At 63.8% G+C, this 14593-nt stretch carries 14 protein-coding genes; 10 read left to right on the top strand and 4 right to left on the bottom strand.

Annotation, left to right across the window (positions count from 1 at the left end; genetic code table 11):
• The first annotated feature begins 372 nt into the window (after positions 1-372).
• The 5 genes from infC to OOZ51_RS06190 all read left to right on the top strand — a co-directional run bounded on the left by infC (position 373) and on the right by OOZ51_RS06190 (position 4363).
• Complete coding sequence (infC, locus tag OOZ51_RS06210) at positions 373-1464, top strand: translation initiation factor IF-3 (RefSeq protein WP_416346351.1); 1092 nt, start codon at positions 373-375, stop codon at positions 1462-1464.
• A gap of 117 nt (positions 1465-1581) precedes the next feature.
• Positions 1582-1776, top strand: coding sequence for a 50S ribosomal protein L35 (gene rpmI, locus OOZ51_RS06205; RefSeq protein ID WP_265978344.1), 195 nt, complete (start codon positions 1582-1584; stop codon positions 1774-1776).
• 117 nt (positions 1777-1893) lie between these two features.
• A complete protein-coding gene (gene rplT, locus OOZ51_RS06200; protein WP_265978343.1) occupies positions 1894-2394 on the top strand; it encodes a 50S ribosomal protein L20 in 501 nt (166 codons plus the stop codon).
• 53 nt (positions 2395-2447) lie between these two features.
• Positions 2448-3344, top strand: a complete 897-nt coding sequence (locus OOZ51_RS06195; protein ID WP_265978342.1) for a TrmH family RNA methyltransferase — start codon at positions 2448-2450, stop codon at positions 3342-3344.
• A 101-nt stretch (positions 3345-3445) separates the two neighbouring features.
• A complete protein-coding gene (locus OOZ51_RS06190) occupies positions 3446-4363 on the top strand; it encodes a cation diffusion facilitator family transporter (RefSeq protein ID WP_265978341.1) in 918 nt (305 codons plus the stop codon).
• A gap of 13 nt (positions 4364-4376) precedes the next feature.
• On the opposite strand, the gene OOZ51_RS06185 is transcribed toward OOZ51_RS06190, so the two are convergent.
• Positions 4377-5585, bottom strand: a complete 1209-nt coding sequence (locus OOZ51_RS06185; RefSeq protein ID WP_265978339.1) for an MFS transporter — start codon at positions 5583-5585, stop codon at positions 4377-4379.
• A gap of 145 nt (positions 5586-5730) precedes the next feature.
• On the opposite strand from OOZ51_RS06185, the gene OOZ51_RS06180 reads away from it, so the two are divergent.
• Entirely contained in the window at positions 5731-6171 is a 441-nt protein-coding gene (locus tag OOZ51_RS06180) for a (deoxy)nucleoside triphosphate pyrophosphohydrolase (protein WP_265978337.1), read from the top strand.
• Here the strand turns inward: OOZ51_RS06180 and OOZ51_RS06175 are convergent.
• Positions 6168-7247: an Rv2578c family radical SAM protein gene (locus OOZ51_RS06175; protein ID WP_265978335.1), complete on the bottom strand. Its 1080-nt coding sequence runs from the start codon at positions 7245-7247 to the stop codon at positions 6168-6170. The genes OOZ51_RS06180 and OOZ51_RS06175 overlap by 4 nt on opposite strands.
• Before the next feature lie 98 nt (positions 7248-7345).
• Here OOZ51_RS06175 and pcp point away from each other — a divergent pair, with 98 nt between their 5' ends.
• A complete protein-coding gene (gene pcp, locus OOZ51_RS06170) occupies positions 7346-7996 on the top strand; it encodes a pyroglutamyl-peptidase I (protein ID WP_265978334.1) in 651 nt (216 codons plus the stop codon).
• A gap of 28 nt (positions 7997-8024) precedes the next feature.
• Here pcp and OOZ51_RS06165 read toward each other — a convergent pair whose 3' ends face one another.
• Positions 8025-8681 (bottom strand): SIMPL domain-containing protein, encoded by a 657-nt coding sequence (locus tag OOZ51_RS06165; RefSeq protein ID WP_265978333.1) that lies wholly within the window; start codon positions 8679-8681, stop codon positions 8025-8027.
• A 182-nt stretch (positions 8682-8863) separates the two neighbouring features.
• Between OOZ51_RS06165 and pheS the strand changes: the two genes are divergently transcribed.
• From pheS to OOZ51_RS06150, 3 genes are all read left to right on the top strand, one after another.
• Complete coding sequence (gene pheS, locus OOZ51_RS06160; RefSeq protein ID WP_265978332.1) at positions 8864-9925, top strand: phenylalanine--tRNA ligase subunit alpha; 1062 nt, start codon at positions 8864-8866, stop codon at positions 9923-9925.
• A gap of 2 nt (positions 9926-9927) precedes the next feature.
• A complete protein-coding gene (pheT, locus tag OOZ51_RS06155; protein WP_265978330.1) occupies positions 9928-12477 on the top strand; it encodes a phenylalanine--tRNA ligase subunit beta in 2550 nt (849 codons plus the stop codon).
• 128 nt (positions 12478-12605) lie between these two features.
• Positions 12606-13169: a 4'-phosphopantetheinyl transferase family protein gene (locus OOZ51_RS06150; protein WP_265978329.1), complete on the top strand. Its 564-nt coding sequence runs from the start codon at positions 12606-12608 to the stop codon at positions 13167-13169.
• 13 nt (positions 13170-13182) lie between these two features.
• Here OOZ51_RS06150 and OOZ51_RS06145 read toward each other — a convergent pair whose 3' ends face one another.
• Positions 13183-14562 carry a M1 family metallopeptidase gene (locus OOZ51_RS06145; protein ID WP_265978328.1) on the bottom strand — a complete coding sequence of 460 codons (1380 nt, stop codon included), beginning with the start codon at positions 14560-14562 and terminating at the stop codon, positions 13183-13185.
• Between the last annotated feature and the right edge of the window lie 31 nt (positions 14563-14593).

The following is a 14593-nucleotide window of genomic DNA, read 5'->3' as shown; positions in this document are numbered from 1 at the left end:
GCTTGTCACAGACCGACTGGAAGTCGCCATTTGTCTATGGCTAACGCAGTATTCGGCCACCCATCGTTAATGTGCGGTTGGTGGACGATTTCTGTAGAATTGGTTTTCAGTTTGCAAGCGGAGTTCTCTCCCACCCGCGTCAGCCGTTTCCCTTCGGGGATGTAAGTTGCCGGGTACCTGGTCGGACACCGTTCAAGGTATGCCTTGGATGGTGCGAACGCCTCCATCGAGGGGCTGTATCCGATCTTTCGAGGCCTTCGATTGCGCCAGCAATTGGGGGCCTTCTCTATTTGCCGGTGGAATACTCATCACAACAACAGGAGCTTTGACATTAGCGAGCCAAGAATCAATGAGCGTATCCGCGTCCCCGAGGTGCGTTTGGTCGGCCCTGCCGGCGAACAGGTTGGAATCGTCCGTATCGAGGACGCTCTGCGTCTTGCTGCCGAGGCTGATCTGGATCTCGTTGAAGTTGCACCGCAGGCCAAGCCTCCGGTGTGCAAGCTGATGGACTTCGGCAAGTACAAGTACGAAGCCGCTGTCAAAGCCCGTGAGGCCCGTAAGAACCAGACCAACACGGTTCTGAAGGAAATCCGCTTCCGCCTGAAGATCGATACCCACGACTATGAGACCAAGCGCGGACACGCGCTTCGCTTCCTGGGCGCAGGGGACAAGGTGAAGGCCATGATCCAGTTCCGCGGACGTGAGCAGCAGCGCCCCGAAATGGGCATCCGCCTGTTGCAGCGCTTCGCTGAGGACGTTGCCGAAGTTGGCGTGATTGAGTCCAGCCCGCGCATCGATGGCCGCAACATGGTCATGGTGATCGGCCCGCTGAAGAACAAGGCCGAGGCAAAGGCCGAGGCCCGCCGTGCGGCGCAGCGCGCAGAAGCCAAGGCCCAGAATGAAGCCAAGGCTGCTGGCCGGATCGACCTTTCAGGCGAGGATGTTCCCTTGACGCAGTCCCTCGCGGACCTGGTTCCGGCGGAACTCCTGACCCAGGTAGAGGAAAACCAGGCTGAGGACACGGTGGCAATGGAAACCGCGCCGGAATCCGTTGAGGCCGAGGTTGCCGAAGCTGAAGAGGCTGCTCCTGTTGTTGAGGAAGCGGTTGCTGTTGAAGAGACACCTGTTGTCGTAGAGGCTCCCGTCGTGGAAGAGGCTCCCGCAGTCGTAGAGGCTCCCGTCGTGGAAGAGGCTCCCGCAGTCGTAGAGGCTCCGGTTGTCGAGGCAGTTGAAGCAGCTCCGGTTGCCGCACTGGCGCCAGTAAAGGCACCGGCACCAGTAAAGGCGCCGGCGCCAGTAAAGGCTCCTGAGCAGGCAGCTTCGAAGCCTGTTGTACCGGCTGCCCCCAAGCCTGTCGCTACACCGGTGCCGAAGCCGATGGCCAAGCCTGCGATTCCGAAGCCCGCAGCTCGACCGGTAGCCCCCAAGGCTGCTCCCAAGCCCGCGGCACGCAAGACCAACTAGTCACGCCGCAGGAGGCATCCCCTCCGCCCGGCACGAAAGCAGCGGTCACCCCCTATGGGGTGGTTGCACGAAAGAACTGCAGACCCAGTCTGCGGATACGTAAGGAGATCGGTTCCCATGCCGAAGATGAAGACCCACAGTGGTGCTAAGAAGCGCTTCAAGCTGACCGGTACCGGCAAGCTGAAGCGTCAGCAGGCCAACCGCCGCCACTACCTGGAGCACAAGTCCTCCACCCTGACCCGTCGCCTTGCCGGCGACAAGATCGTCTTCAAGGGCGATGCCAAGGTCATCAGGAAGATGCTCGGCATCTAAGTTCCAAGTTTTCTGGTTGCTGCCATCCGGTAGCCACCGACTACACCAAAGCCTTCTCAGGCCGGCCGGGTTTCCGGCAGTAGCAGCTTGGGATAAGAATTTTGAAGGAGTACGCACGTGGCACGTGTGAAGCGGGCGGTAAACGCCCACAAGAAGCGTCGGGTTGTCCTTGAACGGGCCAAGGGTTACCGCGGTCAGCGGTCTCGCCTGTACCGCAAGGCAAAAGAGCAGCTGCTGCACTCGTTTGTGTACAGCTACGGCGACCGCCGCAAGAAGAAGGGCGACTTCCGTCGCCTCTGGATCCAGCGCATCAACGCTGCATCCCGCGCCAACGGCTTGACCTACAACCGCCTCATTCAGGGCCTGAAGGCCGCTGAGGTCGAGGTTGACCGTCGCATGCTGGCAGAGCTGGCCGTTTCTGACGCCAACGCTTTCGCCGCGCTGGTCAAGGTTGCCAAGGACTCCCTGCCTGCCGACACCTCCGCTCCGGCCGCCAAGGCTGAAGCTGCTCCGAAGGCTGCTCCGGCCGTCAAGGCTTCCGTTTCCGAGGACGAATCCGCTGCCAAGGCTCCCAAGGCCAAGGCTGCAAAGAAGCCGGCCGCTGAGGCTGCTGAGTAGTACGCGTAGCCGCAGTTCAAGGGACAGTGGCGATAGCCACTAAAGTTCTCTATATGAACGAAACCGGGCGCCCGCAAGAACTTCCGATGTCCAACCCCCGAGCTGATCGGGTCAAGGATGTCGCAAAGCTTGCAGGGCGCCCGGCCCGTTTAAAGCGGGGCAGGTTCCTTGCGGAAGGCCCCCAAGCGGTTCGGGAGGCACTGGTCCTGCACCGGGAGCGGACGACGGCGGGGGCACCCGGCGTCGTGCACGAACTTTACGCAAGCGAAAGCTGCCTGGACCGACTCCCTGAACTGGCAGAGCTCGCCGATGGCGTTTCCTTGCGGCTGGCGAATGACGATGTCCTGGCCGCCATGGCGGACACAGTCAATCCCCAGGGCATTGTGGCTGTCTGCAGCTTTGTGGACGTGAGCCTTGAATCGGTGCTCGACGCCGGGCCGCGGCTGATAGCCGTCATGTGCCAGGTACGGGACCCTGGCAACGCGGGAACCGTGCTGAGGGCCGCCGATGCTGCCGGAGCGGACGCTGTGGTCCTGACGGCCTCCAGCGTGGATATCTACAACCCCAAGGCTGTGCGGTCCACCGCGGGCTCCCTCTTCCATTTGCCGGTTGTCCTGGGCGCGGACGTCGAGGAGTTCGTGGCCCTCTGCAAGGAGCGTGGCATCGGGATCCTGGCGGCGGACGGTTACGGCACCCTCAATCTGGACAAGCTTCAGGATGAGAACGCCGCACGCCGGCTGGGTGCGTCGGTAGCTCCCTCGGACTACCCGCTCGAGGCCCCGACGGCCTGGCTGTTCGGCAACGAAGCACAAGGGCTTTCAGACTCCGAACTGGCACTCGCAGACCATCGTGTTGCGGTGCCCGTCTACGGCTCGGCTGAAAGCTTGAACCTCGGCACAGCCGCTACTGTCTGCCTCTACGCCAGCGCGCGCTCCCAGCAGGCTTCCTGACAATTTCGGCAAGGTACGGTATTGCTTGCAGGAAGATGGCGCCGCGGTCCGTTCCTGGATTTCACTCACATCCCCAGAACTGAAGAAGAGGTGGAGCTTTCGTGGCTGCAAATGGCGGTAGCAAGGCAATAGTGGCGGCATTGGGTGCCAACCTGGCGATCGCTGTGCTCAAGTTCGTCGCGTTCGTCCTGACCATGTCATCGTCCATGTTGGCCGAGGCGATCCACTCCGTGGCCGACTCCGGCAACCAGTTGCTCCTGCTGCTTGGCGGGAAGCGGGCACAACGGGCGGCGAGTCCCGAACACCCGTTTGGCTATGGACGTGAGCGTTACATATACGCCTTCATCGTTTCGATCGTGCTGTTCAGCGTTGGCGGCCTTTTTGCGCTCTACGAATCCTGGGAGAAGTTCCAGCACCCGCATGCCATTGAAGGCGATTTCTGGTGGGTGCCGCTGGCTGTGCTGCTCGGTGCGATCGTGGCGGAGTCGTTCTCTTTCCGCACCGCAATCCACGAGTCCAATCCTTTGCGTGGCAACCAGAGCTGGATCAAGTTCATCCGCAATGCCAAGCAACCGGAATTGCCCGTAATCCTCCTGGAGGATTTCGGAGCTCTCCTGGGCCTCGTCTTCGCGCTGTTCGGAGTCAGCCTGACCCTCATCACGGGCAACGGCTTGTGGGATGCTGCGGGCACGGGGATGATCGGCCTGCTTCTTGTGGCAATCGCCGTGGTGCTCGCAGTGGAAACCAAGTCCTTGCTGCTCGGTGAATCCGCCACCAAAGAGGACAACGCACTCATCACGGAAGCCATTGAGTCCGATGGCACCCGCATCATCCACCTCAAGACCATGCACCTGGGCCCGGAAGAGTTGTTGGTTGCGGCGAAGATCAGTGTGGGCGCAGCGGATACCGGCCAGGCTATTGCCAAGGCGATTGACGACGCCGAACTCAGGATCCGCACCGCGGTGCCGATTGCCCGGGTCATCTACCTTGAACCGGACGTGGAGCGGGTCCAGGTCTAAGCAGTTCCACGGCCTACCCAGCTAGCGGCTTCTTGCGTTCCAACCAACCGCTGATGCCGGCGACGCCGAGGCCCAGGACTGCCAGGACAGCGCCAACGAGGGCCGGGGCCACGTAGCCCCAACCCCATGCGATGACCACGCCGCCGAGGAACGCGCCAAGGGCGTTCGCGATGTTGAGAGCGGAATGGTTGAGCGAAGAAGCCAGAGACGGCGCGTCGGGCGAAGCGTCGAGGAGCCGGGTCTGCAAAGGCGGAATGAGCATGGAGCCGATGCCGCCCACGATGAACACCATGATGAATGCCGACCACGCCCAGTGGGCCGCGATGGCGTAGACCACCAAGGCCAATGCGATTGCCGGAAGGACCCGGTAGATGGTTCCCATGACGGATTTGTCGGCGATCCGGCCGCCCAGGATGTTTCCCGCCACCATACCGAGTCCGTAGAGGGCCACCACCAGGGGTATCAGCGACTGGGGGATGCCGGCCACGGAAGTCATCGTGTGGGCGATGTACGTATAGGTGGCGAAGAAGCCGCCAAACCCGATGATTCCGATCAGCAGTGCCAACCACACCTGGATGCGTTTGAGGGCGCCAAGTTCCCGGCGAATGCTCGCCTCGGGGTGTGCGGGCTCAAAGGGGACGAACTTCCACAGCAGCACACTGGTGGCTAGGCCGATGATGCCCACCACCACGAAGAGCAAGCGCCAACCGAAGGTCTGACCAAGCCAGGTAGCAGCGGGAACGCCGATAACGTTGGCGACAGTGAGCCCGCCCATGACCATCGAAATTGCCCAGCCACGCTTGGTGGGGGCAACCAGGCTCGCTGCGATGACGGCAGCGATCCCGAAGAAGGCACCATGGGGCAGTCCGGAGGCAAACCTCGTGATCACCATGGTTCCATAGTCCGGTGCAACGAAGGACGTCAGGTTCGCTATGGACAGGAACAGCATGAGTCCCAAGGCAAGTTGCTTGCGGGGGAGCCGGGCGCCCAGCGCCGCGAAGATCGGTGCACCCACCACTACACCCAGGGCGTAGGCGGAAATCAGGTTCCCGGCCTCCGGAGTGCTGATGTTGAGTCCCTGCTCGATCTCCTTCAGCAAGCCCATCATGGTGAATTCCGTGGTCCCTATGGCGAATCCACCCATGGCGAGGGCAAAGATGGCCAGGGCCACGTGGCGGCTTCCGGTCTTTTTGGAGGTCTTGCTGACTGCAGTGGTGGTCATTGTCCTGTTTCTGGGGTGAGCGGGAGGCCGCATGAACGGGATTAAATCCGACTTTCAAGCTTAGTGGGCGACTCCGGCGAATGTCCCTGCATGTGACAACCACCATAGGCAGGATCCCTCGACTCGCGGCCAATAGACTGTTGCGGTGACTGGACTGATAAGTGTGGCGGGCGCCGCCGTCGTCGATTCCCTTGAAAACCCGAGCCGGTTGCTGGTCGCCAGGCGCAGCGCTCCACCGCAATTCGCCGGAATGTGGGAGTTCCCGGGCGGCAAACTCGAAGCCGGAGAGTCCTTCGAGGACGCGCTGCACCGGGAATTGATCGAAGAACTCGGGATCAGAGTCCGGCTCGGGGCCGAAGTGGTGGCGGACGACGAGGCCGGTTGGCCTTTGAACGAGCGTGCCGTCATGAGGGTGTGGTCCGCCGAACTGCTCGACGGCGAACCGCGTCCGCTCCAGGACCACGATGAACTTCGCTGGGTCCCGCTTGGTAGCGGCGACGAGGCGTTCGCGTTGCCCTGGATTCCCGCTGACCTGCCGATTGTCCGGGCCCTGCTGGAGCGGGCGGATTCAGGGCTGCTTGGCTAGAAGAGCGTTGACTGGCCAGCCGGTGGGAGGGAAGCAGCCGCTTCCTTGCCTGCGGCCGCGTTCCTGTGGCTGAAACCGTTGCTCCCTGAAAAGCCGTGGCGGGCCTTGAAGTAGTTGATGCGGCCGCTTAGCCAGGTCCTGTATTCCTTCGGGGCATACGAGCCTTGGCCGTAGAGACGCCGGTACTTCCCGACGAGGCCGGCGTGGTTGGCCGCCAGCCACTGCATGAACCATTCGCGGGTGCCCGGCTTCAGGTACAACGCCCCGGCGGTGACTCCTGTGGCACCAGCGCCGGACAGGGCCGCGAAGAGCGACTCCAAGGCGTCATCGCTGTCCGTCAGCCAAGGCAGGATGGGCATGGCCATGACTCCGCAGGGCAGGCCTGCCCTGCGCAGCCGGCGGATGAGTTTGAGCCGGGCGCGGGGCGCCGGGGTACCCGGTTCAACAGCCGAGGCGAGTGTTTCGTCTGTCATGGCCAAGGAGATGCCCAAATCCACGGGTACCTGGCTGGAGGCGTGCTTGAGCAGGGGGATGTCGCGGCCCAGCAGGGTTCCCTTGGTGAGGATGGAGAACGGCGTGCCGGAATCAGCCAAGGCGCGGATGATTCCAGGCATCAGTTGGTAACGGCCCTCGGCTCGCTGGTATGGATCCGTGTTGGTGCCCAGGGCGACATGATGGCGTCCCCAAGACGGCTTGGAGAGTTCCTTGCGCAAGACTTCTGCCGCGTTGATCTTCACTATCACCTGGGAATCGAAATCGTGTCCGGCGTCGAACTCCAGATAGGTGTGGCTCTTGCGGGCGAAGCAGTAGACGCAGGCATGGCTGCATCCGCGGTAAGGGTTGACGGTCCATTCGAAGGGCATTTGGGAGCCGAACGCCACCTTGTTGAGCACCGATTTGGCGGTGACCTCATGAAAGGTGACTCCGGAGAATTCTGGGGTTGAGACGGAACGCACAAGCCCGGCCAGCGGCAGCAGGGCGTCCGGAGCTGGGGCGGCTCCGGACAGGACGCTGTTGCTGTTGTCTCCGGGTGCCGGACCACGTTGTGGTGAAAGTGCCTGTGCGTCCCATCTCATAGCCTCAATTCGAATATATGTTCGAACGATTGTCAAGGCCTGCCGAATGATTGGGGCTGAGACCTGGACGCCGGGTCAGCTGTTGCTAGGGTGGGTTCATGATTCTGCTGACAGGATTCGAACCTTTCGGCGGCGACTCCAGCAATCCTTCGTGGACCGCCGTCCTCGTGGCGCGGGAAATTTTGCGCGCTGAGGGGCATGAGGTGGAGGCGCTCGAGCTACCCTGCGTTTTCGGTGAATCCGCTGCCGTTCTGCGGGAGGCCAACGCGCGGTTGCGGCCGGAGCTGGTCATCTGCGCCGGGCTTGCCGGCGGCCGGGATCGACTCTCTTTGGAGAGGGTGGCCATCAACTGCGATGACGCCAGAATCCCGGACAATGCGGGAAACCAGCCCATCGACGAACCTGTCATTCCGGCAGGTCCTGCGGCGTACTTCAGCACCCTGCCGGTGAAGTCCGCGCTCCGAGCGTTGCAGATCGCGGGAATCCGCGCGGAGGTCTCACAAACGGCTGGAACCTATGTGTGCAACCACGTGTTCTATGCCCTGATGCACGAACTCTCAGGTGCTGGAATCGCGGCACATGCCCGCGGCGGCTTCATCCACGTTCCCTACGACGAAACCCAACTGCCTCGGGGGAGTGCCGCACCGTCCATGGCGGCGCGGGACATGGGCGAGGGGATCGCCGTCGTCGTGCGTACCGCTCTCGAGACTCCCGTGGACGCGAAGCTGTCCGCGGGGGCTGTTCACTAGGCTGGCGCCGCCCACTAGGAGAGCCGGATCAGCCGGCGCTGCGCCCCGGAGACTCCAGCTCCCACTGCACCACCACGCTCGCCGAAACTGCCACGGATCCTGTTTCGATGGCCACGCCCTGGGCGGCAACGGCGCGCTTCATGTCACCCATCATTGGCACGGGCAACCCACGCTCCGGCCCCTGATCGATGGACAAGACCTGGCCTAGCCGGGCGCCGGCGAGTGCCGCAAACCGGGCGGCTTTCGCCTCGGCTTCCCGCCACGCGGCCTCCTGCGCCTGGGATGCAACGGCCGAAGAATCCGTGAATCCTTGTTCGATCCCATTGATGCGCAGGCTGTCGCCACCTGCAGCGACGGCCGCAGATATGGCGACGGGGGCCGCAGACGGCGGGCTGACCCGGGCAACCAAGGTGGTTGACGCGACATATCCAGTGACCTTTTGCCCCTGGTTTTCGGCCCAGACGAGCTCCGCCCGCAGATTGAGGCCGCTGGTCCGCAGGTCACGCTCAGCCACCCCGTGCCCGCGCAAGGCATCAGTGACCGCCGAGGCCACCTGTCCGGCGTCGTCGTAGGCCGCTCCGGCGGCATCACGCCTGACCTCGACGGCGAGTGTCAGCGTGAGAAGGTCGGGAACGGCTTCGGCTGTTCCCTCCCCGGTGATAGTAATGGTGCGGACCGGTGTCATGAGGCCATGCTAGCTGCGCCGCCAGCGAACGATGCCCCGGCGTCACGGGTTAAATCCGGGCCGAAGCCTTCAACTAGACTGGGGGTTAGTGCCCGCCGGCCGCGTCTGGCGAGCACTGCTCCTGCCTTTGCCACGGCCCCGCCTGGTGAAGACCATTTCCGACTCGTAGCTAAGAACAGTAGATGACTGACACTTTGCCGGGCGCTGCCATCCCGAACCCTCTGGATGAAGCCGCCATCACCGCTGCCGTTGAGGAAGCAGTCGCCGCGATTGCCGCTGCATCCTCCCTCGAAGAACTCAAGGCCGTCCGCTTGGCACACACCGGCGAGAAGTCGCCCTTGAGCCTTGCCAACCGTGAAATCGGTGGCCTGGCCAAGGAGCAGAAGGCCGCTGCCGGCAAGCTCATGGGCTCCTCGCGGGGCCGCGTCAACCAGGCGCTCGCAGCACGGACCGCTGTGCTCGAAGCCGAAAACGACGCCCGTATCCTCGTGGAGGAAACCGTCGACGTCACGGCAGCACCGCGGCGACGCCGCGCCGGTGCCCGCCACCCGCTATCCACGCTGCAGGATCGCGTGGCGGACATCTTCGTTGGCATGGGCTGGGAAATCGCAGAGGGCCCGGAAGTCGAATCCGAGTGGTTCAACTTCGACGCCCTCAACTTCAAGCCGGACCACCCCGCCCGTGAAATGCAGGACACGTTCTTCGTGGAACCTCCCGAGGCGCACCTGCTCATGCGCACGCACACCTCCCCGGTGCAAGTCCGTTCCATGCTGGAGCGCGACGTGCCCATCTACGTGCTGTGCCCCGGCAAGGTATTCCGCACCGACGAACTCGATGCCACCCACACGCCCGTGTTCCATCAGTTCGAGGGCCTGGCCATCGACAAGAAACTGAGCATGGCGGACCTCCGCGGCACTTTGGAGCACTTCGCACGGCAGATGTTCGGTGACGAGGCGCAAATTCGCCTGCGTCCCAACTATTTCCCGTTCACGGAGCCGTCGGCGGAGCTGGACATTTGGCACCCCGGCGCCAAGGGCGGCCCCCGTTGGATCGAATGGGGCGGCTGCGGCATGGTCAATCCCAACGTCCTGCGCGCTGCGGGCATCGACCCGGACGAGTATTCAGGTTTTGCCTTCGGCATGGGCATCGAGCGCACGCTCATGTTCCGCAACGAGGTCGGCGACATGCGCGACATGATCGAAGGCGACGTACGTTTCAGCGAGCACTTCGGGATGGAGATCTAACAGTGCGTATCCCACTTTCCTGGCTGCGTGAATTCGCGCAGGTTCCGGCCGACGCCACGGCCGAAGACGTCATGGCGGAACTCGTCAAGGTTGGTTTTGAAGAAGAAGCCGTCCACCGTCCCACGGATGAACTCAAAGGTCCCATCGTGGTGGGTCGGGTCCTGAGCCTGGTCAAGGAACCGCAGAGCAACGGCAAGACCATCAATTGGTGCCAGGTCCGCGTGGTCCCCGAGGGGCAGGAGCAGACCCTCACCGGTGAGGGCATCGACCCCTCCGGCGTGCAGGGCATCATTTGCGGTGCCCACAACTTCGTCGAGGGAGACAAGGTAGTTGTCACCCTTCCGGGCGCCGTACTGCCGGGGGACTTCCACATTTCCGCACGCAAGACCTACGGGCACCTGTCCGCGGGCATGATCGCCTCGGTACGCGAACTCGGCATCGGCGAGGACCACGACGGCATCTTGGTGCTCTCCCGCATCGGCCTGGACCCCGAGGTCGGCACTGACGCTATGACGTTGCTGGGCCTCTACGACGAAGCCGCCGAAATCAACGTCACCCCGGACCGCGGCTATGCGTTCTCGATTCGTGGGGTCGCCCGCGAATATGCCCACGCCACCGGAACTGTCTTCACGGATCCGGCCGCCAAGGTCAATGCCCCTGCGGCACTCTCCGGCGGCTACGGCGTCAAGCTCAACGACGACGCTCCGATTTACGGCAAGCCCGGTTGCGACCGCTTCGTGGCCCGCACGGTTCGAGGAGTCGACGCCACCCGCCCCACCCCGCCGTGGATGGTTTCCCGGCTGCGTTTGGCCGGCATCCGCTCCATTTCGCTGCCCGTGGACATTTCCAACTACGTGATGCTCGAGCTCGGCCAGCCGAACCACTGCTACGACCTCGACAAGCTCTCCGGTGACATCGTGGTGCGCCGCGCCGTGGCAGGGGAGAAGATCACCACCCTTGACGGCAAAGTGCGCGCGCTCGACGTCGAGGACCTCCTGATCACCGACCGCTCCGGGGCAATCGGGATCGCTGGCGTCATGGGCGGAGCCAACACCGAGGTTTCCGATTCAACCACCAACATCCTGGTCGAAGCTGCGCACTTCGACGAGGTCTCGATCGGGCGGTCGCGCCGTGGGCACAAGCTGCCGTCAGAGGCGTCCAAGCGCTTCGAGCGCGGCGTGGACTGGCAGGTTGCCAACATTGCCGCCCAACGCGTCGTTGACCTCCTCGTGGAACTGGCAGGCGGCACCGCTGACGAGGTCGGGACCGACGTCGGGACCGCTCCCGACGCGGTGACCATCGAGTTGCCGGCTGGCTACGCGGCCTCCCGGATTGGCATTGACTTCACGGAAGAACAGATCACTGGTTCCCTCAGGGACCTGGGCGCCATCGTCCTGAACGGCGAGGTGAGCGGCTCCTATGTGGTCACGGCACCGAGCTGGCGCAATGACCTGGAAACCAAGGAAGACCTCTCCGAGGAAATCGCAAGGCTGGTGGGCTATGACAACATCCCGGCCACCCTGCCCGTGGCCCCTCCGGGCCGCGGCTTGACCCGGTCCCAGCAGCAAAAGCGCCGGATGGTCCAGGCCCTCGCAGATTCCGGCCTGACAGAGGTCCTCTCGTACCCGTTCGTCTCCAAGTCGTCCAATGACACCTTTGGTGTCGCTGAGGAAGGCGCGGCACGCACCGCCCTCAAACTGGCCAACCCGATCAGCGAGGAACACGGCTACCTGCGTACCTCCGTTCTTCCGGGCCTGATCGAGGTTGCCCGCCGCAACCACTCCCGTGGGTTCCGCGACCTGGCGCTCTTCGAGGCCGGCTCGGTGTTCCTTCCCGACGGGCAGCTGGGCACGGCGTCCATCCCTCCGCTGGGCGTCAAGCCGTCCGAGGAAGTACTTGACGGACTGTACGACGGCGTCCCGGACCAGCCGCTGCACATCGCCGCTGTTTTGACCGGCCATGATTCCCCCGCTGCCGCGGCCCACGCGCCGCGTGCATGGGACTGGGCAGACGCCCTCGATGTCGCCCGGCTCATCGGCGACGTCCTCGGCGTGGAGCTCGTGGTCAGCCAAGGCAGCCATCAGGCGTTCCATCCGGGACGTGCCGCCCAGTTGGCGCTCCGCTCCGGCGACGTCGTGGGCTACGCGGGCGAACTACACCCGAAGCTGCTCGCTGCCCATGACATGCCGGCCCGCTCCGTGGCGCTCGAGCTCAACGCGGACGCGATCTTCGACGCCGCTCCGGACGTGATTGTTGCCAAGTACATTTCCGGGTTCCCGGTGGCCACGCAGGATGTTGCCCTCGTGGTACCGCGGGACGTTCCTGCGGACGCCGTCTTGGCTGCCCTCCGCGAAGGCGCCGGAGAACTCCTCGAAGACGTCGCCTTGTTCGATGTCTACGCTGGCCAGGGCATCGAGGACGGCAAGAAGTCGCTCGCCTTCGGGTTGCGGTTCCGCGCCACCGACCGCACGCTGACGGCCGATGAGGCATCGGAGGCCCGTGAGGCCGCCGTCGCCGTCGCCGCAGAGCGGTTCGGAGCAGTCCAGCGCTGACCCGCATCAACGCCGGTATCGAGGGGCTGGCTGTTCACATCCAGCCCCTCGGACCCGCGCAGTCCGCCGCCATCTCGCAGATAGCGGCGGATTTGCTGTCTCCGGCCGAGATCCTTCGCGGAAACGCCATGGCCCTGGAAGTGCGACTGGAATTCCTGGCGTCCAGGGTGGCTCAGCAGAACTTTGCTGCCGCGCTCCTGGGTGTCCCGGCCTCGAAACTCCAGGCGGCCTATGACTGCCCGGAATGCGGGGCCGGTCCGGACATTGCGCATGGCCGGCCCGGATACCTGCTCGACGGCGGCCCCGCACCCCTGGTGCTGAGCGCCTCGCGGGCGTCCGGCTGGGTGCTGTTTGCCGCCGTCGTACATCCCGAACCCGGGCTCCGGCTGGGAGCCGATCTGGAAAGCGCGGCAGGCACGGAGTTCGCCGGCTTCGACCACGTCGCGCTGACTGCGCACGAGCGTCACCACCTCGATGCCCTGGACGCCAGCCACCGTGCGCTGGAACGGGCGCGACTATGGGCTCGCAAGGAAGCCTGGTTGAAGATGACGAGTGTTGGGCTCAGGGTGGAACCGAATTCCCTCGACGTACTGGAAAGGCCAGGGCTATGGGACGTCGAGCTCCCGGCCAGCGCTGACAGCCAGGATCTTCCGGCCGGGCTGGCTGCTGCCGTCGCCCTGACAGTCCCTTAGCCGGACCGGTGCATCAGCTGAAAGCGGGAAGTCTTGCCTGGTACAGCCAGGGCTCCAGCACGCTGGCGGCGTCGAGCCCCGGAACGTAGGCGTTGGCTGTGACGATGAATTCCGCCGTGGAGACCGAGCCATGGCGCTTGGTCTCAGTCCAATGCCGCAACAAACCGAAGAACGCCGTGTCGCCGCATGCACGACGAATGGCATGGAGAGCCAGGGCTCCGCGCTTGTAGACGCGGTCATCGAACATTCGCTCCGGCCCGGGGTCGCCGATCACCAGATCCTGGGCGCCGGCGTCGAGCTTTCGCCACGCAGCCCTTGTTCGGTTGGCGAGGGACATGACGCCGGCTTCTTCGGACCAGATCCATTCGGCGTAGCAGGCGAAGCCCTCGTGCAGCCAGATATCCCTCCAACTGCTCGCGGTGAGCGAGTTGCCGAACCATTGGTGGGACAGCTCGTGGGCGATCAGGCGCTGCGCCTCCCACGATTGCTCCATGTGGTTGCGGCCGAAGATGGAGAGCGTCTGTGCCTCAAGGGGGATTTCGAGTTCATCGTCGGTGACCACGGCCGTGTATTCCGCAAAGGGATATGGACCGAAACACTCCACAAACGTGCGCATCATGTCGGTTTGCCTTGCCAGGCCTGCCTTGGCCTCGGACAACAAGCCGGAGGAGACGGCAACAAACTGGGGCACTGGAGTGTGCCGCGCGCCCTCGGTATGGTGGGCCGTTCCGGCGTCGGCCCTGTTGAGTGAGGGGCTCAGCTGGTGGAGCCGGTAGCGGCCGATCTGAACCGTGGCGAGATAGCTGGCCATCGGTTCGCTCTGTTCATAAACCCAGGTCTCACGGCTTGACTTCCGGCTGTGCGAGACGAGGCGGCCGTTGCAGATGGCGCGGTAGTTGTCGTCGGTTGTGATGCTGATCAAGTAGCTGGACTTGTGCCGTGGATGGTCGTTGCACGGGAACCACGAAGCGGCACCGTTCGGCTGGCCCGCAACCAAGACGCCGTCGTCGAGCTCCTCCCAACCGACTTCGCCCCACAAGCCCCGGCGCGGCTTCGGATTGCCGTCGTAGCGGAGCTCGACAGTGAAGGCCTGGCCAGCACGCAACCGGTCCTTTACGGTGACAACAAGGTGCTCGCCGCGAGGGCTGAACTTCGGCACCTTCTTGCCGTCCACGATGATCTTGGAAGCTTTCAACCCCACCAGATCCAGGACTACGGAGTCTGTGTCTTCGAGCGCCATGCAACGAAGCGTCGCGCGGCCGTTGAGCCTGTTGCTGCCCAAGCTGTAGTCCAGATCCAACTCATACCGCAACACCCGGAATGCCGTACTCCCGTGGTGCAGGGTATAGGGATCGGCAGCAGTTCTGGTTGTTCCTGGTTCGCTGCGGCTCATGTGCGCTGGCTGCCTCCGTGTAGCTTGCTGT

Origin of the sequence: Arthrobacter rhizophilus (assembly GCF_026241105.1) — a bacterium.
Lineage (GTDB): Bacteria > Actinomycetota > Actinomycetes > Actinomycetales > Micrococcaceae > Arthrobacter.
This window is presented reverse-complemented; position numbering and strand designations above follow the sequence as displayed.

Bases quoted from the DNA above. Each gene is read 5' to 3' on its own strand.
- rpmI (WP_265978344.1), top strand. From the start codon at position 1,582: ATGCCGAAGATGAAGACCCACAGTGGTGCTAAGAAGCGCTTCAAGCTG.
- OOZ51_RS06195 (WP_265978342.1), top strand. From the start codon at position 2,448: ATGAACGAAACCGGGCGCCCGCAAGAACTTCCGATGTCCAACCCCCGA.
- OOZ51_RS06185 (WP_265978339.1), bottom strand. From the start codon at position 5,585: ATGACCACCACTGCAGTCAGCAAGACCTCCAAAAAGACCGGAAGCCGC.
- OOZ51_RS06175 (WP_265978335.1), bottom strand. From the start codon at position 7,247: ATGAGATGGGACGCACAGGCACTTTCACCACAACGTGGTCCGGCACCC.
- pcp (WP_265978334.1), top strand. From the start codon at position 7,346: ATGATTCTGCTGACAGGATTCGAACCTTTCGGCGGCGACTCCAGCAAT.
- OOZ51_RS06165 (WP_265978333.1), bottom strand. From the start codon at position 8,681: ATGACACCGGTCCGCACCATTACTATCACCGGGGAGGGAACAGCCGAA.
- pheS (WP_265978332.1), top strand. From the start codon at position 8,864: ATGACTGACACTTTGCCGGGCGCTGCCATCCCGAACCCTCTGGATGAA.
- OOZ51_RS06150 (WP_265978329.1), top strand. From the start codon at position 12,606: ATGGCCCTGGAAGTGCGACTGGAATTCCTGGCGTCCAGGGTGGCTCAG.
- OOZ51_RS06145 (WP_265978328.1), bottom strand. From the start codon at position 14,562: ATGAGCCGCAGCGAACCAGGAACAACCAGAACTGCTGCCGATCCCTAT.